This window comes from Candidatus Desulfofervidus auxilii (assembly GCA_030262725.1).
In the GTDB taxonomy this organism is placed as follows: domain Bacteria; phylum Desulfobacterota; class Desulfofervidia; order Desulfofervidales; family Desulfofervidaceae; genus JAJSZS01.
The window spans coordinates 1-20,574 of record JAJSZS010000017.1 but is presented as its reverse complement, the minus strand read 5'-3'; the positions used below and the strand labels follow the sequence as shown (position 1 = coordinate 20,574).

At 32.6% G+C, this 20,574-nt stretch carries 21 protein-coding genes and 1 tRNA gene; 19 read left to right on the top strand and 3 right to left on the bottom strand.

The window, feature by feature from the left end; translation table 11 throughout:
* Positions 1 to 33 precede the first annotated feature (33 nt).
* From LWW95_09145 to LWW95_09110, 8 genes are read left to right on the top strand one after another with little or no spacing between them, the layout of a single operon-like run.
* Positions 34 to 831 carry an NAD(+)/NADH kinase gene (locus LWW95_09145; GenBank protein ID MDL1957192.1) on the top strand — a complete coding sequence of 266 codons (798 nt, stop codon included), beginning with the start codon at positions 34 to 36 and terminating at the stop codon, positions 829 to 831.
* On the top strand, positions 816 to 2,117 hold the full coding sequence (locus LWW95_09140) for a replication-associated recombination protein A (GenBank protein MDL1957191.1): 1,302 nt from the start codon (positions 816 to 818) through the stop codon (positions 2,115 to 2,117). The genes LWW95_09145 and LWW95_09140 overlap by 16 nt, the downstream gene beginning before the upstream one ends.
* A complete protein-coding gene (locus tag LWW95_09135) occupies positions 2,114 to 2,476 on the top strand; it encodes a hypothetical protein (GenBank protein MDL1957190.1) in 363 nt (120 codons plus the stop codon). Before LWW95_09140 ends, LWW95_09135 begins: the two co-directional genes overlap by 4 nt.
* Positions 2,476 to 3,108, top strand: a complete 633-nt coding sequence (gene hisH / locus LWW95_09130) for an imidazole glycerol phosphate synthase subunit HisH (GenBank protein ID MDL1957189.1) — start codon at positions 2,476 to 2,478, stop codon at positions 3,106 to 3,108. The genes LWW95_09135 and hisH overlap by 1 nt, the downstream gene beginning before the upstream one ends.
* Entirely contained in the window at positions 3,108 to 3,887 is a 780-nt protein-coding gene (gene hisF / locus LWW95_09125) for an imidazole glycerol phosphate synthase subunit HisF (GenBank protein ID MDL1957188.1), read from the top strand. Before hisH ends, hisF begins: the two co-directional genes overlap by 1 nt.
* On the top strand, positions 3,888 to 5,540 hold the full coding sequence (locus tag LWW95_09120; protein ID MDL1957187.1) for an NAD+ synthase: 1,653 nt from the start codon (positions 3,888 to 3,890) through the stop codon (positions 5,538 to 5,540).
* Between the two features lie 6 nt (positions 5,541 to 5,546).
* Positions 5,547 to 5,822 carry a hypothetical protein gene (locus LWW95_09115; GenBank protein ID MDL1957186.1) on the top strand — a complete coding sequence of 92 codons (276 nt, stop codon included), beginning with the start codon at positions 5,547 to 5,549 and terminating at the stop codon, positions 5,820 to 5,822.
* Positions 5,819 to 6,799 (top strand): hypothetical protein, encoded by a 981-nt coding sequence (locus tag LWW95_09110; protein ID MDL1957185.1) that lies wholly within the window; start codon positions 5,819 to 5,821, stop codon positions 6,797 to 6,799. Before LWW95_09115 ends, LWW95_09110 begins: the two co-directional genes overlap by 4 nt.
* Here LWW95_09110 and LWW95_09105 read toward each other — a convergent pair.
* The 3 genes from LWW95_09105 to LWW95_09095 are packed head-to-tail and all read right to left on the bottom strand — an operon-like array spanning position 6,790 to position 10,579.
* Entirely contained in the window at positions 6,790 to 8,310 is a 1,521-nt protein-coding gene (locus LWW95_09105) for a 2-isopropylmalate synthase (GenBank protein MDL1957184.1), read from the bottom strand. The two genes, LWW95_09110 and LWW95_09105, sit on opposite strands and share 10 nt — an antisense overlap.
* Positions 8,311 to 8,319: 9 nt before the next feature.
* Positions 8,320 to 10,167, bottom strand: a complete 1,848-nt coding sequence (locus tag LWW95_09100) for a PAS domain S-box protein (GenBank protein ID MDL1957183.1) — start codon at positions 10,165 to 10,167, stop codon at positions 8,320 to 8,322.
* A 7-nt stretch (positions 10,168 to 10,174) separates the two neighbouring features.
* The gene (locus LWW95_09095; GenBank protein ID MDL1957182.1) at positions 10,175 to 10,579 is read right to left on the bottom strand and encodes a cytochrome c family protein; all 405 of its coding nucleotides are present in this window, start codon (positions 10,577 to 10,579) and stop codon (positions 10,175 to 10,177) included.
* Between the two features lie 101 nt (positions 10,580 to 10,680).
* Between LWW95_09095 and LWW95_09090 the strand changes: the two genes are divergently transcribed.
* From LWW95_09090 to LWW95_09040, 11 genes are all read left to right on the top strand, one after another.
* Positions 10,681 to 11,820 (top strand): alanine--glyoxylate aminotransferase family protein, encoded by a 1,140-nt coding sequence (locus tag LWW95_09090; protein ID MDL1957181.1) that lies wholly within the window; start codon positions 10,681 to 10,683, stop codon positions 11,818 to 11,820.
* Between the two features lie 11 nt (positions 11,821 to 11,831).
* On the top strand, positions 11,832 to 13,421 hold the full coding sequence (serA, locus tag LWW95_09085; protein MDL1957180.1) for a phosphoglycerate dehydrogenase: 1,590 nt from the start codon (positions 11,832 to 11,834) through the stop codon (positions 13,419 to 13,421).
* Positions 13,422 to 13,437: 16 nt separating this feature from the next.
* Entirely contained in the window at positions 13,438 to 13,776 is a 339-nt protein-coding gene (locus tag LWW95_09080) for a DUF1844 domain-containing protein (protein ID MDL1957179.1), read from the top strand.
* Positions 13,777 to 13,785: 9 nt separating this feature from the next.
* Positions 13,786 to 15,198, top strand: a complete 1,413-nt coding sequence (locus LWW95_09075; GenBank protein ID MDL1957178.1) for a DegQ family serine endoprotease — start codon at positions 13,786 to 13,788, stop codon at positions 15,196 to 15,198.
* Positions 15,198 to 16,031 (top strand): 4-(cytidine 5'-diphospho)-2-C-methyl-D-erythritol kinase, encoded by an 834-nt coding sequence (gene ispE / locus LWW95_09070; protein MDL1957177.1) that lies wholly within the window; start codon positions 15,198 to 15,200, stop codon positions 16,029 to 16,031. Before LWW95_09075 ends, ispE begins: the two co-directional genes overlap by 1 nt.
* 2 nt (positions 16,032 to 16,033) lie before the next feature.
* Positions 16,034 to 16,108, top strand: a tRNA-Gln gene (locus LWW95_09065).
* A 25-nt stretch (positions 16,109 to 16,133) separates the two neighbouring features.
* Positions 16,134 to 17,072, top strand: coding sequence for a ribose-phosphate pyrophosphokinase (locus LWW95_09060; GenBank protein ID MDL1957176.1), 939 nt, complete (start codon positions 16,134 to 16,136; stop codon positions 17,070 to 17,072).
* An 11-nt stretch (positions 17,073 to 17,083) separates the two neighbouring features.
* Positions 17,084 to 17,683 carry a 50S ribosomal protein L25/general stress protein Ctc gene (locus LWW95_09055; protein ID MDL1957175.1) on the top strand — a complete coding sequence of 200 codons (600 nt, stop codon included), beginning with the start codon at positions 17,084 to 17,086 and terminating at the stop codon, positions 17,681 to 17,683.
* A gap of 1 nt (position 17,684) precedes the next feature.
* Entirely contained in the window at positions 17,685 to 18,278 is a 594-nt protein-coding gene (gene pth / locus LWW95_09050) for an aminoacyl-tRNA hydrolase (protein MDL1957174.1), read from the top strand.
* Between the two features lies 1 nt (position 18,279).
* Positions 18,280 to 19,749, top strand: a complete 1,470-nt coding sequence (locus LWW95_09045; GenBank protein MDL1957173.1) for an ATP-binding protein — start codon at positions 18,280 to 18,282, stop codon at positions 19,747 to 19,749.
* 11 nt (positions 19,750 to 19,760) lie between these two features.
* Positions 19,761 to 20,465 carry a YkgJ family cysteine cluster protein gene (locus LWW95_09040; GenBank protein MDL1957172.1) on the top strand — a complete coding sequence of 235 codons (705 nt, stop codon included), beginning with the start codon at positions 19,761 to 19,763 and terminating at the stop codon, positions 20,463 to 20,465.
* Positions 20,466 to 20,574: the final 109 nt, after the last annotated feature.

Here is a 20,574-nt window from a genome sequence, read left to right as displayed (position 1 = left end):
TTTAAAAAACTGCGTATATCATAAAATTTTGAAATGAAAAAATTAGGCATCTATTATCAAAAAGATAGTGAAACTGAAAAAAAAGCAGCAGAATGGAAAATCTGGCTAGAAAAAGAAGGATATAAGGTTTTTTACCCACCATTTCCTGACAATCTTGATCTAGTTATTGTTTTGGGTGGAGATGGTTCTTTACTTCATGCTGCTAGATTGATATGGCCAAGGAAGATACCTATTTTAGGAATAAATTGGGGAGAATTAGGTTTTCTTACTGCAGGTAGTAAGGAAGAAGGGCAAGCAATTGTAAAAGAAGTTCTTGCAGGAAAACGGCTTGTGGAAAAAAGGATGACATTAGAAGGTATTGTTATTTCGAAAGAAGGTAAAGTAGAAGGCCCTTTTATGGCTTTAAATGAAGTGGCAATAGAAAGAGGGGCATTTACTCGTTTAATTACTCTTTCAGTAGAAGTAAAAGGGCAAAGAGTAATTTCCTTTCGAGCAGATGGTCTTATTGTTGCTACTCCTACTGGTTCTACAGCCTATTCACTTTCTGCTGGTGGTCCTATTATCTACCCTACTTTAGATGTATTAGTATTAACTTCTGTTTGTCCTTTTCATCTTGTACAACGTTCTTTAGTACTTTCTCCTGAAGATACAATAAGTGTAAAATTGGAAAAAGGTGGTGAAGGTATTAGAGTAGTATTTGATGGTCAAGTTTTTAAACCTCTTAAAGTGGGGGACAAAGTAGAGATTAAAAAGTCTTCAAGTCCTGTATATTTAATAGAAAATCCTAAATATTTTCAAACATTAAATCAAAAATTATGCTGGGGAAGTTAGAATTTAAACAAATACAGAAAGAAGATTATTTACCACTTGCTGAAAGAATACGTCCTAAAAATTTGAAAGAATTTGTAGGTCAGAGACATCTTATGGATTTTATCAATGGTTTGTTAAAAGAAAAAAAACTTTGTTCTCTTATTTTTTGGGGACCACCAGGTACTGGTAAAACCACTCTTGCTAGATTGCTTCAATTGCATTTTGGTTATCCTTCAGCATCATTTTCTGCTGTAACTGCAAGTATAAAAGAGATTAAACAAATTATGCAATTGGCAGAAAGAAAGTGGAAAGAAGGTAAACAACCTACAATACTTTTTGTTGATGAAATTCATCGGTTTAATCGTGCTCAACAAGATGCTTTTTTACCTTATCTTGAAAAAGGTATTATTATTTTGCTTGCTACTACTACAGAAAATCCTTCTTTTTATTTAACAGCCCCACTCCTTTCTCGATGTAAAGTATTGCCATTTTATTCACTATCTCCTAAAGAACTAACAATAATTTTAGAAAGAGCATTAAAAACAGGATTTTGTTTTCCAATACATTTAGAAAAAGATGTTTTAAATTTGCTTATTAATGCTTCACAAGGAGATGCTAGAGTGGCTTTAAGAGCATTGGAATTGTCTATAGATTTTGCTCAAATTGAAAAAGGGATAAAAGTAATTTCTTTAGAAACATTAAAAACTGTATTAGGGAATATAACTCTACGTTATGATCGCAGTGGAGATGAGCATTATCACCTCATTTCTGCATTTATCAAAAGTATGCGAGGTAGTGATCCTGATGCGGCTGTATATTGGTTGGAAAGGATGCTTGAGGCTGGAGAAGACCCTTTATATATTTTAAGACGTATGCTCATTTTTGCTTCAGAGGATATAGGTAATGCTGATCCTCAAGCTATTCAAGTAGCTGTTTCTGCTCTAAATGCATTTCAAGCAGTAGGTATGCCTGAAGGTGTTTTAAATATTGTGCAGGCGGTTATTTATCTTGCTACTGCTCCTAAAAGTAATGCTGTCTTAACTGCTCATGAACTTGCTCAAAAAGATGTTAAAGATTATGGTAGTCTATCTGTTCCACTCCATTTACGTAATGCCCCAACTCCTCTTATGCAAAAACTAGGTTATGGTATTACATACAAATATCCTCATGATTATCCAGAAGGTCATGTAAAACAAAAATATTTGCCACCTTTACTTCAAAAAAAACGTTATTATTATCCTACTAACAGGGGATATGAACGTTTGATAAAAGCTCGCTTAAAAAAATGGTGGGGAGAAGATAAATGAAAGTAATAATATGGGTTATTGGATTGCTTTGTGTGATTTTTGGTCTAATTAGTATTTTAAAGCCACAAACTGTTAAAGCTCTTTTTCAAAAATTTTTAACTAAAAATTTCCAATTTTTAGGGATCATAATATTTATTATTGGTATATTTCTTATTGCTGCCTCATTTAAAGCGAAAGTTTTTTGGTATGTTTTTATTTTAGGAATCCTAACTTGTTTTAAAGGGATTTTTTATTTATTAAAACCTCGATTGGCTCAAAATCTTGTTAATAAATGGGTAAATATGGGTGAGAATGGCTATAAACTTTGTGGTTTATTAAGTTATACTCTGGGAATATTCCTTCTCATCTGGGGAAGATAATGATTGCGATTATTGATTATAAAGCAGGGAATTTAACTAGTGTTTTAAGGGCTCTTCATTATTTGGGTTATGAGGCAAAGATTACTTCTAATCCACAAGAAGTGCTTCAAGCTGAAAGGGTTATATTTCCAGGTGTAGGGGCAGCTGCAACAGCTATGGAAGATTTAAAAAAAACAGGGATGGCAGAAGTTTTAAGAAAAATTTATCTTCGAAAGACTCCGCTTTTAGGCATTTGTTTAGGAGCTCAAATTATTTTTGAAGAAAGCGAAGAAGGTAATACTCGTTGTCTAGGTATACTTCCAGGCAAAGCAAAAGCATTTCCTTCTAAACTTAAGAATCCAGAAACAGGAGAGGTTTTAAAAGTCCCACACATGGGTTGGAATCGAGTAAAGCTTATTAAACCTCATCCAGTATTTTCTGATATCCATCCAGAAGCGGAGTTTTATTTTGTGCATAGTTACTATCCTATGCCTAAATACACAGAATTGATTTTAGGAGTAACTGATTATGGAATTAGATTTTATTCAGCTATAGCCTATAGAGGGTTAGTAGCTGTACAATTTCATCCAGAAAAAAGTGGGCGTCCAGGGTTAAAACTTTTAGACAATTTCTGTCAATGGAGGCCTAGATAATGTTAAGCAAACGTATTGTTGTCTGTTTAGATGTAAAAGACGGCAGAACTACTAAAGGTATTAGATTTAGAAATAATGTTGATGTTGGTGATCCTGTAGAAATGGCTAAAATATATTATGAAGAAGGTGCTGATGAAATTGTATTTTATGACATTACTGCTTCAGCTGAATATAGAGATATTATGATTGAAGTAGTGGAAAGAGTAGCAAAAGAGATATTTATTCCATTTTCAGTTGGTGGAGGTATTCGTACTTTAGATGATATGCGGCGTGTGCTTTTAGCAGGGGCAGAAAAAGTAAGCATAAATACAGCAGCTGTGCTTAATCCAAAGATTATTGAGGAAGGTGCAAAGGCATTTGGTAGTCAATGTATTGTTTTAAGTATGGATGCAAAGAGAGTAATGCCTAGCGAGAAAATTCCATCTGGATATGAAATTGTTATTCATGGTGGTCGTACCCCTACAGGTATAGATGCCCTTTGGTGGGCTAAAGAGGCAGAGTCCTTAGGAGCAGGTGAAATTTGTTTAAACTCTATTGATGCCGATGGTACACAGGAAGGATATGAGATTAATTTAACAAAACTTATTGCTGAAAATGTATCTATTCCAGTAATTGCCTCTGGTGGCGCAGGTATACCTGAACATCTTTACGAAGTGCTTACCAAGGCAAAAGCAGATGCTGCTTTAATTGCCTCTATGGTACATTATGGTCTTTATACAATAAAAGAGATTAAAGAGTATTTGCATGAGAAAGGCGTAAAGGTGAGGATGATTTGGTAAATGAAAATTGCCCTAGCACAAACAAATCCCATTATTGGTGCATTTGATTATAATCTGGAAAAGGTATCTCGCTTTATAGATGAAGCAAAAAAACAGGCGTGCGATTTAATTATCTTTCCTGAGCTTACTTTAATTGGTTATCCACCCAAAGATTTGCTGGAAAGAGAAGATTTTATTAATAATAGTTTAACTGTTTTAGAAAACTTAATTCAACGTACACAAGGAATTGCTGTCATCTGTGGTGCTGTAGAACGTCATACAGAACAAGCCAAACCTTTATGTAATGTGGCATTACTTTTTAAAGATAAAAAAATTATGTTTAAGACCCGTAAAATCCTTTTGCCTAGTTATGATGTTTTTGATGAAACTAGATATTTTGCACCTGGAAAAAAGGCAAATTGGATAGAATGGCAAGGTGTACGTTTTGGAATAACAATTTGTGAAGATATTTGGAATGATAAAGATTTCTTTTCTCGCAGAGAATATGCTATTGACCCAGTAGCTCAATTAGCTAATGAAAATATAGAAGTTTTAATAAATATCTCAGCATCTGCTTATTTTATAGGTAAACCTGCATTTCGTTTAAATATGTTTAAACATTTAGCTCAAAAATACAATTTTCCTATAATTTATGTTAATCAAGTAGGTGGGAATGATGATTTAGTCTTTGATGGCAATAGTCAGATTGTATTGCCAGATAAAACAGTACTTGTTCGCGCAAAGGATTTTGATGAAGACTTGGTTGTTACAGAGTTAAAGAAGGCAGGTGGAGAAAAGAGCGTTTTATTTGAAGAAGAGGAAGCAGAAGTTTTAAAGGCACTTATTTTAGGCACAAGGGATTATGCATATAAGACTGGTTTTAAAAAGGCAGTGGTAGGGCTTAGTGGGGGTGTAGATTCCTCACTTGTAGCCTATATTGCTACTAAAGCATTTGGAAAAGAAAATGTTTTAGGTGTGGCTATGCCTTCTCCTTATACTTCAAAAGAAAGTTTAGAAGATGCGGAAGCTTTAGCTAAAAATTTAAATATTTCTTTCAAAGTTATTCCTATTACTCAAATATTTGAAGCTTATTTGGAAACATTAAAACCATTTTTTGGTAATTTGCCTTGGAATGTAGCTGAAGAAAATATTCAGGCACGTATCAGAGGCAATATTCTTATGGCTCTAAGCAATAAATTTGGCTATTTAGTGCTTTCTTCAGGTAATAAATCAGAAATGGCTGTAGGTTATTGTACTCTTTATGGTGATTTAACTGGTGGCTTGGCAGTAATTTCTGATGTGCCAAAAACTTTGGTTTATCGTTTAGCGCATTATGTCAATAGAGAAAAAGAAATTATTCCTCAAAGAGTGCTTACTAAGGCACCTTCAGCTGAACTTAGAGCTGGTCAAAGAGATGAAGATGATTTACCTCCTTATGCACTTTTAGACCCGATTTTAAAAGAATATGTTGAAAATCATCGAAGTTTAGATGAAATTGTTAGTATGGGTTTTCCTCCAGAGACTGTAAAAGAGATTGTGCGTCGAGTAGACAGAAATGAGTATAAACGCCATCAAGCACCTCCAGGGATAAAAATTACTACAAAGGCTTTTGGTTATGGCCGACGCTATCCTATTGTTCAGAGATATACAGAATATTTACTAAAAACAATTTAATTTTGAATGAGTTTGATTGATAAAGATAACGCTTTAAATTGGGTTATAAAAGCACTTGATAAAAATTTTTTATTAGAGATTAAAAGCTATAAAAGAAATCGTACGATTAAAATTTTTAAAAAAGGATTGTACTTCCAAATTGTAGAAAATGGATTTTGGAAAGAAAATTTTCAAGTAAAAAAAGAAGAACTGAGGAAAATTCTTAAAAAATTGATAAGACGAGAATTTCCTCGCAGTCACAAATTATGGATATTTAAAGCAAAAGGTGAGTTTAAACTGTGAAAAAAATTTATATTGGTTTTTCGGCTCATCGTTTAGAGGCGATTCCTTTTTATAAAAAAGCATTTGAACAAGCAGATTTTATCATTTTAGAAGATTTTCCAAATCCACTTTTTAATTTAATGCTTTCTGGGAAGATATCACTTAAAGAATATATAGAAAATATTGAGACTACGTTTCCTAAGTTTCTTAAAGCTCAATGTAAACTTTTACAAGAAGCTTATAAAAATGGAAAAGTTATAATCCAAATAGATCCGTACATGGAAAAACTTGTAAAGATGTATCAGCTTATAGAAAATGGAAAAAGTCCAGAGGAAATTAAACAATTACCTGAATTTTTAGATATATATGAAGCTGAACATGAAGCAACAGGGCGTCTCCTTGATTATTATCAAGCTGTCATGGAGGATTTTGAAAAAGCAGTTAAGGCTGTTAAAGAATTTGCCTATGCTGATGCTAAAAGAATCGCTTTAAGAGATAGGTTACGGGCAGAAGCCATTGCTCATTATCTTAAAGATAAAAAAGGAAAAATATTTATTGAAGCAGGCTATATTCATATCTTTCTTTCCCGTTTTTTGCAAAATGTAAATTTAAAAGATTGGGAAATAAAAGCATCTTTTCTTTTAGCTCCTATTGCTTGCTCTTTAGCTAAAAAAATATTAGGTAAACCTTTACCATATCCTCTTGTTCCAGGTGATATTCTTACATTTTGGTACATGAGAAAGAAAAAAATTGATCCTCAAAAAGAAAATCTTTTAGCTGCTCGAGTACTTATCTATAATAAATTAATAAGTTCTGAAGAACTTGAGCCTACTCCTACTATACCTTTTCCTCATTTAAAGCAAGAATTTTTTATAAAGGTTATTTTGCAAAAACTTTCTTATAAAGATTGCGCTTATTTATATGAAATAATAAAATTTTTACCCCAGCAAAAGGTTTGGCAACTAATACAAAAAGTTACAGGCATTAATTATTTATAAAGGGCGAAATAGCGATTAACTGCATTTAAATATGCTCTAGCACTGGCTTCTATTACATCTGGACTAGTACCCCTTCCACTTATAATTTGGCCATTTATTTCTATTTTGACTGTAGCTTCTCCTAAAGCTTCAGCTCCAGAAGTTACAGCTTCTACAGTATAATCAAGAAGATTTATAGGAAGACCTGTAATCTGATTAATACATTTAAAAACTGCATCTACAGGGCCATTACCTACAGCTGCTTGAGTAAGATTTTCTTCTCCTTTAGATAAAGTAAGAATAGCTAATGGCAAGTCATTGCCACTCATTGCTTGGGTTGTAACTACCATTTTAACTAAACTATAAGTTTCAGGTACTTTAGAAAGCTCTACTTCCACAATGGATTTTAAATCTTCGGCTGTTATCTCTTTTTTTCTATCAGCCACTGCCAAAAAACGATTATAAGTCCGTTCAAATATTTCATCAGAAAGTTCATAGCCCAGTTCTGTTAATTTTTGTTTTAATGCCCTTCTGCCAGAGCGTGCTGTAAGTACAAGCAGATGGGCTTGAGCTCCCACATCTTCTGGTCTTATGATTTCATAAGTGCGGCGATCCTTAAGAATACCATCTTGATGAATACCTGAAGAATGAGCAAATGCATTACTTCCAACAATAGCTTTATTAGGCTGGACAGGTAAGTTCATCATACGACTAACTAAACGACTTGTAGGAATAATTTCTTGAGTAACAATATTTGTTTCTACCTCAAAATAATAAGGTCTTGTTTTTAAAATCATAACTATTTCTTCCAAAGCAGCATTTCCTGCCCTTTCACCAATACCATTAATAGTGCATTCTACTTGTGTAGCTCCATTACGAATAGCTATAATGCTATTAGCAGTGGCTAATCCAAGATCATTATGACAATGTACACTGAGAATAATTTTATCTGTAACTGGCACTTTTTCCCTTAAACGTCGGATAAGTTCACCAAATTCTTCAGGAATAGCATAACCTACAGTATCCGGAATATTTATAACTGTAGCTCCTGCTTTAATAGTTTCTTCTACTACCTGACAAAGATAATCAAAATCTGCTCTGGTAGCATCTTCTGGTGAAAACTCTACATCTGAACAATATTTTTTAGCATACTTAACTGCTTCTACTGCCATTTCTAGAGCTCTTTGTCTATCCAAACGTAGTTTTTTTTCAATATGAATGTCTGAAGCAGCTAAAAATACGTGAATTCTTGGTCTTTCTGCGTCTTTTATTGCTTCCCAAAGAATATCTATATCTCTTTTTAATGCTCGAGCAAGTCCAGCAATAATAGGTTTTCTTACTTTTTGAGCTACTAAATTAACAGCTCTAGCATCACCTGGAGAAGAGGCAGGGAAACCAGCTTCAATAATATCTACACCTAATTTTTCTAATTGCTTAGCTACAATCAATTTTTGATCAATATTAAGTTTTGCACCTGGCACTTGTTCTCCATCGCGTAAAGTAGTATCAAAAATTAAAATTCTTCTGGCCATACTTTCCTCCTAACGTTCAATTGGTATACTTATTACGCAAGTTGTTCCTTTTCCCAATTCACTTTCAAAGAAAATTTTACCTTTATGAGCCTCTATAATCTTTTTAGAAATAGCTAAACCAAGTCCACTGCCTTTAGGTTTAGTAGTAAAAAATGGATCAAATATTTTTTTCAAATTTTCGGCAGAAATACCTTTTCCTGTATCTTTGATTTTGATTAAAATATGATCGTTCTTTAAAGTTGTAATAACAGTTAAATTTCCTCCTCCTGGCATAGCTTCAATACTATTTTTTATGATATTAAGTAATACCTGTTTAATCTGTTTTATATCTAACAAACTTTCTGGAATATGAGGATCTAAAGATTTAACAAATTTAATTTGTTTATCTTTAAGCTCAAGTTCTATTAAATTATGAACTTCATTTACAATATCATTAATATTAGAAATACTTAATTGAGGTTTTGTAAATTTTGTAAAATCACTAATACTTGTAAGAAATTGATTTAATCTTTCAATTTCTTCTAACACAATTTGTAGTTTTTGTCGATTTTTTTCATCCTTAGTAGAATAAAGTACCTGTTGAGTAAAGCCTCCAATAATAATTAAAGGATTTTTAATTTCATGGCCTATGTATGATACACCTCGACCAATTGTAGCCAATCTTTCTGATTGAAGGATTTTTTCTTCTAATTCTTTTCTTTCAGTTAGGTCTCTAAATACCACTACAGTACCTATTTCTTTACCATTTTCTCCATGTATCAAAGCGGCTGAAAGCCATACAGGTACTTGTTCTCCCTTTTTATTTATAATCACTGTTTCATAATTAGCTAATCTTCCTCTTCCACCAAAATTATCATCATATAAAACTCTTTCAATCTTTTTGCTTACTCCTGGAGGGTAAAGTTCATCTATTTTCATTTTACCAACAACTTCTTCTTGAGAATAACCAAAAATAGCTTCTGCTCTTTCATTAAAGATTACAATATTTCTTTTTTCATCAGTAGCTACAATGCCATCAATTGAATTTTCAATAAGTTTTTTTTGAAAATCATACATCTTTTTCAATTCTTCACTAGAAGCCTTTAAATCTGTAGTTAACTTAATAAGACTAGCTTGCATCTCACGAAAGGCAAAAGTCAATTCTCCAACTTCATCCTTTGACTTAGTAACTGGTATTTCTTGTCCTAAATTCCCTTTAGCAATAGCCTTAGCTGCTTTAGTAAGCCTTTGTACAGGAATTATTACCATATAATGAAGTAATCCAGTAATTAGCCCAATTAACAGCATTGTTGAAATAAAAAGATTAATAATAAGATTGTTTCGATGTATTCTGAGCTTCTCTTCAACGGGATTCCAATCAAATCCAATAGTCAATACTCCTAAAACTTTCTTTTTACTACCGTGACATTTATAACAAGCTTTTTCATTCATTATAGGTACAGCATATCGAAAAACCTTTGCTTCCCCTAACCATGTTTCTACTCCTTTTGCTGGTGTATAGTCACGCAAAACTTTTAATGTAATCTCAGATTTAGTTTTTTTTCCTATTCTTTTAAATGTTCCACTATATTTAATTACGCCATCTGGATCACAAAGATGAATTATACGTAAATCTTTTAAAGCATTAACTCTTTCTAAAATAGCTTGTACATCTTCCATTTCACCATCAAGCATAGGATATTCTATACTTTTCATAACAGTATCAGTAATATCTAGAGCTTTTTTTCTTGCTTCTTCTAGAAAAACATTTTCAAATTTTTTTAAGTCTCTATAAGTAAAAATAACTAAACTAATGACTAAAGCCAAACCGATACTACAAGTTAGTTTAGTACTTAAACTTTGAAATAATTTTTTCACTTTAAAACTAATATTCTCTGTGTCCGTGTTGTGTATGGCATTTAGTACAAAGATTTTTAGGAATCTTTATTGTTTTTCTTTTTTCTTCCATAGTTTTGGCTTTTATATGAAGGCTGGCAGGCCCATGGCAAACTTCACACTGAACATTTTTAAGATGAGGAGTTTTTTCTACACTAATAAATCCTCCTGGTTCTCCATATCCAGTAGTATGACATGGCAAACATTGAGGGTCATGTTCTTTTCCTCTCATTTCTAAAATACGAAAATTTCTAGAACGTTTAAATCCAGAATATGCTTCTACATATGCAGAATGACATGGCTTGCATTTTTCCATTCCTACATAAACAGCTTCTTCTGCTAAAACCTGATTAATAATTAAAAAAAGAATAAGAATTAAACTAATAACAGTCATTATTTTAATTTATCATTTTAATAACAAAAAGGCAACATAAATCGTTGACATTCTAATTATGGGGTGTTAAATGTTTACTCTACTTTTTTTGGAGAAGAAAGATGAAAAAATATTATCTTTTTACTCCGGGTCCAACTCCAGTACCACCAGAAACTTTATTGGCAATGGCAGTACCCATTCTCCACCATCGTTCGCCACAATTTGCCTCTATTCTTGCTGAAGTAAAAGAAGACTTAAAGTATGTGTTTCAAACAAAAAATGATGTTTTAATATTTGCCTCTACTGGTACTGGTGCTATGGAAGGAGCAGTAACTAATACTCTTTCTTCAGGAGATACAGCCTTAGTTGTAAGAGCAGGGAAGTTTGGTGAACGTTGGGCAGAGATTTGTGAAGCATATGGAGTAAAAACCATTAATATAGATATTGAATGGGGAAGATGTGTAAAGATTGCTCAGATTGCTGAAGCATTAGAGAAACACCCTGAGATAAAGGCAGTATTTATTCAAGCTCATGAAACCTCCACTGGTGTAAAATTTCCATTAAAAGAAATTGGAGAAATTATTCATCAGAAAGAGGATACTATTCTTGTAGTTGATGCTATTTCTGCTTTAGGAGCGATGGAAATTAGAACAGATGAATGGTATTTAGATGTTGTTGTTGCTGGTTCTCAAAAGGCTTTAATGCTACCACCAGGATTAGCCTTTGTATGTTTAAGTGATAAAGCTTGGCAATTTGTAAAAAAGGCACAATTGCCTAGATATTATTTTGACTTCCTTAAAGAAAGAAAAAGTTTAGCTAAAAATCAAACTGCTTATACTGCTGCTGTTTCATTAATTTTGGGTTTAAGAGAGAATTTAAAGCGCATTAAAGAAGAAGGTCTTGAAAATATTATTGCTAAACATCAACGTTTTTCTTTAGCTGTAAAAAAGGCAATAGAGGCTATGGGATTAGAGCTTTTTACAAAAGAAAATCCTTCAGAAATTTTAACTGCTGTTTTAGCGCCAAAAGGTATTGATGCTCAAGAGATAGTGAAACGTTTACGGGCATATGGTATTATTATTGCTGGTGGTCAGGCTAAACTTAAAGGAAAAATCTTTCGTATTTCTCATATGGGCTATGTAGATGAACAAGATTTAATAATGGTAATTGCTGCTTTAGAACGAGTATTAATTGAGTTAGGATATTCTTTAACGCCAGGTATAGGCGTAAAAACTATGCAAAAAATTTTCCTTACTTCATAAGGAGATAAAAGATGAAGTATAGGATCCTTATTAGTGATAATATTTCTCCTAAAGGTATTGAATTGTTTGAAAGAGTGCCTGAGTTTGAAGTAGAATTAGCCACTTCTCTTTCTCCTGAAGAATTGAAAGAAAGAGTTAAGGAAGCTCATGCTCTAATTATTCGCAGTGCTACAAAAGTTACAGCTGAGCTTATTGATGCCGCTAAAAATTTAAAGGTTATTGGACGTGCAGGTATTGGTTTAGACAATGTGGATATAAAAACAGCTACTAAGAAAGGTATTGTTGTAATGAATGCACCTGAGGGTAATGTTGTCACTACTGCAGAGCATACTATTGCTCTCCTTATGGCTCTTGCAAGAAATATTCCTCAAGCAACAGCCTCTCTTAAAGCAGGAAAATGGGAAAAGAAAAGATTTCAAGGACGCGAACTTTATCGAAAGACTTTAGGCATTATTGGTTTAGGTCGTATTGGTAGTATTGTAGCAGATAGAGCAAAAGGATTAAAGATGGAAGTTATTGCTTATGATCCTTTTGTTCGTCCAGAGATGGCAGAAAAATTAGGCGTGGAACTAGTCCCATTAGAAGAACTTTATCAAAGAGCAGATTTTATCACTATTCATACTCCTCTTACTCCTGAAACAAAGTATTTAGTAGATAAAAAGGCATTTGCTCAAATGAAAGACGGTGTTATGATTATAAATTGTGCAAGGGGTGGTATTGTTAAAGAATCAGATTTATATGATGCTTTAATTCGTGGAAAGGTAGCTGGAGCAGCATTAGATGTTTTTGAAGAAGAGCCTCCTAAAGATAATCCACTTTTACAATTAGATAATGTAATCTGTACACCTCATTTAGGTGCCTCTACTGAAGAGGCTCAGACAAATGTAGCTATTGCTATTGCTGAACAAGTAATTGATTATCTTATTCATGGAATTGTGCGTAATGCTGTTAATGTTCCTTCTATTAGTCAAGAATTGTTAGCTACCTTAGGTCCGTATCTCACATTAGCTGAAAAGATGGGAATGTTTCATACTCAAGTAGTAAAAGACCCAATAAAGGAAGTAGAAATAGAATATATAGGAGAAGTTACAAAAGCGGATACTCAACCTATTAAAATTGCTGCATTAAAAGGTTTGCTTACTCCTATCTTAGGAGAACAAGTAAACTTTGTTAATGCACTTTTGTTAGCAACAGAAAGAGGAATTCAAGTTAAAGAATCAAAACGAGAAATTCCTACAGATTTTACTAATGTTATTGTTTTGACAGTACATACAGAAACTGGCGAGAAAAAATCTATTACAGGTACTATTTTTGGTAAAAATAAGCCACGTATTGTACGTTTAGATGGCTTTGCTCTAGAAGCTGTACCAGAAGGTCATATGCTTTTGATTCAAAATGTAGATAGACCTGGCGTTATTGGTAATATTGGTACTGTTTTGGGACGACATCAGATTAATATTGGCAGAATGCATGTAGGACAGGATGAAGTTACTGGACAAACTTTGATTTTGCTTTCTACTAATATACCTGTACCTAAGCCAGTATTAGAAGAAATAAAAACATTACCTCATGTAATGTCAGCTGTAGCCCTGGAATTATAGAAAGTGGAGGGAAAAAATGGAAGAGGAGAAAGGCTTTAAAGTAATAGATAAAAGACGCATTTTTAAAGAAGAGAAAAAAGAAACAGTAGAAAAAAAAGAAGAATCTTTACCCCCAGTAAATTTTTCTACTTTTATTGTTTCTCTCAGTTCATCGGCACTTATGCATTTAGGAGAAATACCTGATCCTTCTACAGGTGAATATAAAAAAAATCTAATTTTAGCTAAACAAACAATAGATATTTTAGAAATGCTTAAGGAAAAAACAAAAGGCAACCTAGATGCTGAAGAAGAAGGATTATTAAACAACATTCTTTTTGACTTACGGATCAAATATGTAAAACAGGTCAAAAAATAGGAGGAAAAAATGAAATATAAATTTCCTTGGTGGTCATTAATATTGGTAAGTATTTGTTCTTTTATTATTGGTGTTGTTTGGCTCACTGGTATGCAATTTGTAAATCACTCTCCAGCAAATCCTGTTAAAGAAAAAATAAATTTTCTTCCTACCTTTTCTCCTATTGTCAAAAAGGCAAGTAAAAGCGTAGTTAATATTAGTACAGTTAAAGTAGTAAGACCAGGTCCTGTTTTTAAATATTTTTTTGGGCCATTTGGTGAAGAAGACCCATTTAGAGAATTTTTTGAAAAATTTTTTGGTGAAATTCCTCAACCGGAACTTAAACAAAGGAGTTTAGGTTCTGGTTTTATTCTTGATGAATCAGGTTATATTTTAACAAATAATCATGTGGTGGAAAAAGCTACTGAAATTTTGGTTAAACTTTTAAATCAAAAAGAATATAGAGCAGAAATAGTTGGAAGAGATCCTAAAACAGATATTGCTTTATTAAAAATCAATGCAAAAAATCTGCCTACTTTACCTCTTGGTGATTCAGATACTTTACAAGTAGGTGATTGGGTAATTGCTATTGGTAATCCTTTTGGTTTAGGTCATACTGTCACTGTGGGCATTATAAGTGCTAAAGAAAGGATTATAGGAGCTGGACCTTATGACAATTTTCTTCAGACTGATGCAGCTATTAATCCAGGTAATAGTGGTGGTCCATTGCTTAATTTAAAAGGGGAAGTAGTAGGCATTAATACAGCAATTGTAGCTCAGGCACAAGGTATTGGTTTTGCTATTCCTATTAATATGGCAAAAGTTATTGTTGCTCAATTAAAAAAACATCATCGAGTAATTCGGGGTTGGCTTGGTGTAGTAGTGCAAGAGGTAACACCTAAATTAGCTCAAGCTTTAGGTTTAAAAGAACCAAAAGGAGCTTTAGTAGGAGATGTTACTCCTGGTAGTCCAGCTGATAAAGCAGGTATAAAAAGAGGTGATGTTATAATTGAATATGATGGACATTCTATTAAAGAAATGAACCAACTCCCCCGTCTTGTAGCTATGACCCCTGTAGGTAAAAAAGTAGAGATAAAAGTTTGGCGAAATGGTAAAATAAAAACATTAAAAGTGATTATTGGCGAGCTTAAAGAAGAAGTAAGTATTTCAAAAAAGCCACAGATGACATCCCGCTATTTAGGTATAGAAGTAGCAGAAACAAAAGAGGGAGTAATTATTACATGGGTAAAAAGAGGAAGCATTGCAGATGAGGCAGGTTTGAGAAGAGGTGATATTGTCCTTGAAATTAATCGTAAATCAATAAAGAATCTTGAAGATTATTACAAGATTATCCAACAAGCAAAACCTGGCAAAATATTACTTTTTCTTGTAAGACGTCAAGATATGACAATTTTTATTCCTGTGCAGGTGCCTTCAAGATAGTGAAATCTGATTATTTCTTTGCTCCAGCAAAAGTTAATTTAATCTTAAAAGTTTTAAATAGACGTTTAAATGGATTTCATGAGATTTTTACTCTTATGCAACCAGTAAGTTTGTTTGATATTATTTTTATAAAGCTAACATCAGACAAAAAAATTACCCTTACGATTATAAATAATAATGATTTGTTTTTGGAAAAAAATAATTTAATTTACAAAGCAGCAAAATTATTTTTTTCTTTTTTTAAAAAACCTTTAGGAGCTAATATTCATCTTATAAAAAACATTCCAATTGCTGCTGGTTTAGGAGGAGGAAGTAGTGATGCTGCTAATACCCTTTTAGGATTAAATACTCTTTTAGCAGAACCTTTTTCTTTAAATGAATTATCTAAAATGGCTGCTGAATTAGGGAGTGATGTGCCATTTTTTATCTTTAAAAAGACAGCAATTGCTACTGGAAGGGGCGAAAAATTGAAATTTTTACCTTTTTCATTATTATTTTGGTATATTATTGTTTTACCTCCTATAAAAATTTCTACAGCCTGGGCTTATCAGCAGGTAAGATTGACAAGGGAGAAATTTCAAACTAAAATAATATGTGCACAAGATATTATAAAACATCTACAAAATGATTTAGAAACTGGAGTAAAAAAAGAGTTTCCAGAGGTTCAAGTGGCTAAAGAGCGGCTAAAAGTGGCTGGAGCTAAACATGTAATAATGAGTGGAAGTGGGGGAAGTGTAATAGCTGTATTTAAAAATAAAAAAGAGGCTTTGGCAGTAAAAAGTGCTTTGAAATTGCCAAAAAATTGGCAGAGTTTTTTAGTAAAAGGTTTATAAACTGGGGTGTCGCCAAGCGGTAAGGCACGGGACTTTGGATCCCGCATTCGGAGGTTCGAATCCTCCCACCCCAGCCATTTTTTTGTTTTATAGGGTTTTAAAATGGATAATTTAGTACTTTTTAGTGGAAATGCTAATCCAGTGTTATCTAAAGAAATTGCTGATTATTTAGGTATTCCAATAGGGAAAGCATTAGTTGGTACTTTTAGTGATGGAGAGACAAGAGTAGAGATAGGTGAAAATGTAAGAGGAAAGGATGTATTTGTTATTCAATCTACTTGTCCACCTGTTAATCACAATTTAATGGAACTTCTTATTATAATTGATGCTTTAAAAAGGGCTTCAGCTAGACGTATTACAGCTGTAATTCCTTATTATGGATATGGACGTCAGGACCGAAAAGTAAAACCTAGAGTACCCATTACAGCTAAATTAGTGGCAGATTTAATCACTACAGCTGGAGCTGATAGAGTACTTTCCATGGATTTACACGTTGGCCAAATTCAAGGCTTTTTTAATATCCCTGTTGACCATCTTTTTGCAGCACCAGTAATGTTAGATTATATTAAACAGCATTTTAAAGACAATTTAACTATTGTTTCACCAGATGCTGGTGGAGTAGAAAGGGCTAGGGCTTTTGCTAAAAGATTGGGAGCAAATCTTGCTATCATTGATAAACGACGTGATGCTCCTAATATAGCAGAAGCTGTAAATGTTATCGGCGATATTAAAGAAAAAACAGTTATTATTTTAGATGACATGGTAGATACAGCTGGTACTCTTACTGAAGCTGCTCATGTGCTTTTAGAAAGGGGAGCAAAAGAAGTTTATGCTTGTTGTACTCATCCTGTGCTTTCAGGGCCAGCTTTAGAGCGTCTTATGAAATCCCCTATTAAAAGACTTGTAGTAACAAATACTATTCCATTAAGAGAAAAAGCTAAAAACTGTGAAAAAATTGAAGTATTATCTGTAGCTTCACTTTTAGGGGAGGCAATAAAACGTATTCATGAGGAAACATCTATTAGCACATTGTTTGTATAAAGGAGGTAGATGTGGAAAATTTACTGAAAGCTCAAATAAGAAAAAAAACAGGTAAGGAAGTAGCAAAGAAACTTCGTCGTCAAGGTTTTATTCCAGCCATTATTTATGGTCCAAGTACTTCACCTATTCCTATTGCTGTTGAACTTTCTCAGCTTTTAAAAATTTTAACCCAAAAAGGAACTTCATTTATTGATTTAGAAGTCGTAAACGGAGAATCTTCTCAAAGGAAAAAAGTCTTAATAAAAGATGTGGATTTACATCCAATAACAGATCAAATAATTCATGTGGATTTTTACGAAGTAGCTATGGATAAAGAACTGACGATGGATATACCTATTTCTATTGTAGGTAAACCTAAAGGGTTAGAAAAAGGTGGTGTACTTGAGCAGCATTTAAGGGAATTAAGTGTTTCTGCATTACCTCATTTATTACCTGAACATATTGAAATAGATGTAAGCCATTTAGATATTGGAGATTCTATTTATGTAGCAGATATTACCTTACCTGAAGGTGTAAAAATAGAAGAAGACCCACAGGTGCCAATAGTAACAATAGTAGCTCCTGAAGCAGAAGAAGCTGTTGAAGAAGAAAAAGAAGAAGCTGCTGTTTAGAGTGATTGAAACTATTAAGCTCCTTTTAGGCTTAGGAAATCCAGGAAATGCTTATTTTAAAACAAGACATAACATGGGATTTATGGCAATTGATAGTTTAATTTCATTGTATGGTTTAAAAGAAGAAAATGAAAATTCCTTAACATGGTGGGGAAAAACAGAAATAAAAACACATGAAATAATAGTGGCAAAACCTCTTACTTTTATGAATCTCAGTGGTGAAGCAGCTTTATGGCTTATGTCTTATTTTAAAATCTCTCCTTCACAAATTTTAATTATTCACGATGATATGGATATTTCGTGGGGTAAGATAAAAATAGTAAAGGGAGGAGGAAGTGGTGGACACAAAGGTGTAAGTTCTATTCAAGATTATCTTAAAACAAAAAATATACCTAGATTAAAAATTGGTATTGGACGTCCACCAACAAAAAATGCAATTAATTATGTATTGGGTGAATTTTCTTCGAAAGAAAAAGAAGAGTTAAAAATTATTTTTAAGCAAGTTTGTATTGCATTAACAAAAATAATAACAGAAGGATTAGAGAAAGCAATGTCCTTTTTTAATTCTAAAAATCTTTTAAAGGAAGGAAATTAAGGTGATTTTAAAAAGCGTAATTATCGGTGGTAATGAAAAATGTTTATCGTTATTAAAATTTATTAAAGAATTTCGCAATTCTTTTTTAAAAATCACAGCTTTGGTAGAAAAAGATTTAAATGCTCCAGCTATACCTCTTGCTCAAGAATTAGGTATTTCTATAAAAGAGGATTATAGACCTTTTTTAGAGGATGAAAGTCTGGATATTATTATCAATTTTGAACAAAATAAAAAAATTTCTCATGAAATTTTAGATAAAAAACTTTCTCAAATAAATTTCTTAGACATAAGTAATATTGATTGGCTCCCTGAATTATTGCAAAAACTCGCTTTAGAAAAAAAATTAAAAGAAACAAGCCAATTTCTTTCACAACGCTATGAAACTATTGGTACTATGGTTTCAGGTATTGCTCATGAATTTAATAATTTACTTATGATTATTATGGGTTATGCTCAGCTTATTGCTATGCAAATTGATGAAAAAAGCCCTCATTATAAATACTTTTCTGGTTTGATTGATGCTTGTAATCAGACTCATCAACTTATTGAACAACTCTTAACATTTGCTCGACAATCTATAGTTGAAAAACAAAAATTTGTATTAGCTCCTCTAGTAAAAGAAACAGTAAAATTATTAAAAAGAACTATTCCTGAAAATATTAATATTCATTTAGATATTCATTCAAATTCTAAAATTGAAGCTGATCCAACTCAAATTCAACAGGTAATTTTAAATCTAGCTACTAATGCCTGTGATGCTATGCCTGAAGGAGGAGATATATACATTAGACTTACAGAAGAAATGGTTGGGGAAGAAGAAATAAAACGATATCCTTTTATGAAGTCAGGTGAATATATATGTCTTAGTGTTAAAGATACAGGTGAGGGTATTCCTAAAGAGATACAACACCGTATTTTTGATCCTTTTTTTACTACCAAAGGTCCAGATAAAGGAACAGGGATGGGTTTAGCTACTGTTTATGGTATTGTTAAACAAGTTAATGGTTATATTGTAGTGGAAAGTGATGTAGGTAAAGGAGCTGAATTTAAAATATACTTTCCATTAATCAAAACTAAAAGTGCCGAAACATTAGAAACATTTGAAAAGGCGCAAGAAAAAGGTATTTTGATTGTAGAAGATGAGGAAGAGTTAGTAAAAGTTTTTAAAGAATTTCTTGAAGAATTGGGTTATAAAGTATTTCAAGCTCAAGATGGAGAAGAAGGTTGGTTAGTTTTTGTAGAACATGAAAAAGAAATTAATTTAGTGGTTTTAGATATTGTAATGCCTAAAGCTTCTGGTATTAAATTGGCGAAAAAAATTAAAGTAAAAAAACCTGATGTTAAGATTATTTTAATGACTGGATATAATCATGGCGGTTTATCCCTTGAAGAAATTGGAGCAGAAGAACTAGTAGAAAAACCATTTTCTGTCGGTGTAATAGCACAGAAGATTCAAAAATTACTTGCATAAAAATGGAAAAAATGGAAACACTTCTGACTACAAATAGTAAATTTCGTTTTGCTTGTCATAAAGGGCTTTCTTGCTATACTAAGTGTTGCAAAAATGTAAATATATGGTTGATGCCTTATGATGTTATGCGTATGAAAAAGGCTCTTGGTATATCTTCTGAAGAATTTTTATTAAAATATACTTTACCTAGGAAAGGACAAAAGGGTCTTCCATTAGTACTTCTTAAAATGCGAGATAATGAGGAAAAAAGTTGCCCTTTTGTTACCCCTGAGGGATGTATAATCTATTCAGACAGACCTTGGCCATGCCGTGCTTATCCCATCGAACAAACTCCTAATGAGGGAAAGTATAGATTAATTAAATTTGAATTTTGCCAAGGATTTGATGAACCAAAGGAATGGACAATAGAAGAATGGAAAGAGGATCAAGGGTTAAATCCCTATCTTGCTATGGAAAAAGCATATCGAGCAGTTACTGAAAGTAAAGGATGGGAAAGAATATCTATGCTTAAAGGGGAAGCATGGCAGATGTTTTATATGGCTTGTTATAATACTGATAAATTTCGTACTTTTCTTTTTACTGGTCAAACCTTAAAACGGTTAAAGGTACCCTCAGAAAGAGTACAAAAAATAAAAGAAGATGATGAGGAATTGCTTAAATTTGCCTTTGAATGGGTACGTTTTGCTATTCTTGGTGAACCAATTTTTATTATTTAACCCAAAATCCTCTCCATCGAAAATCCGATTTCCTCTGGCTCAAAATCAAGGTTTGTTGCTATCACTTTATATCTTTCCTTTAAATCAATTTGTTTTCACCAAATAGCCT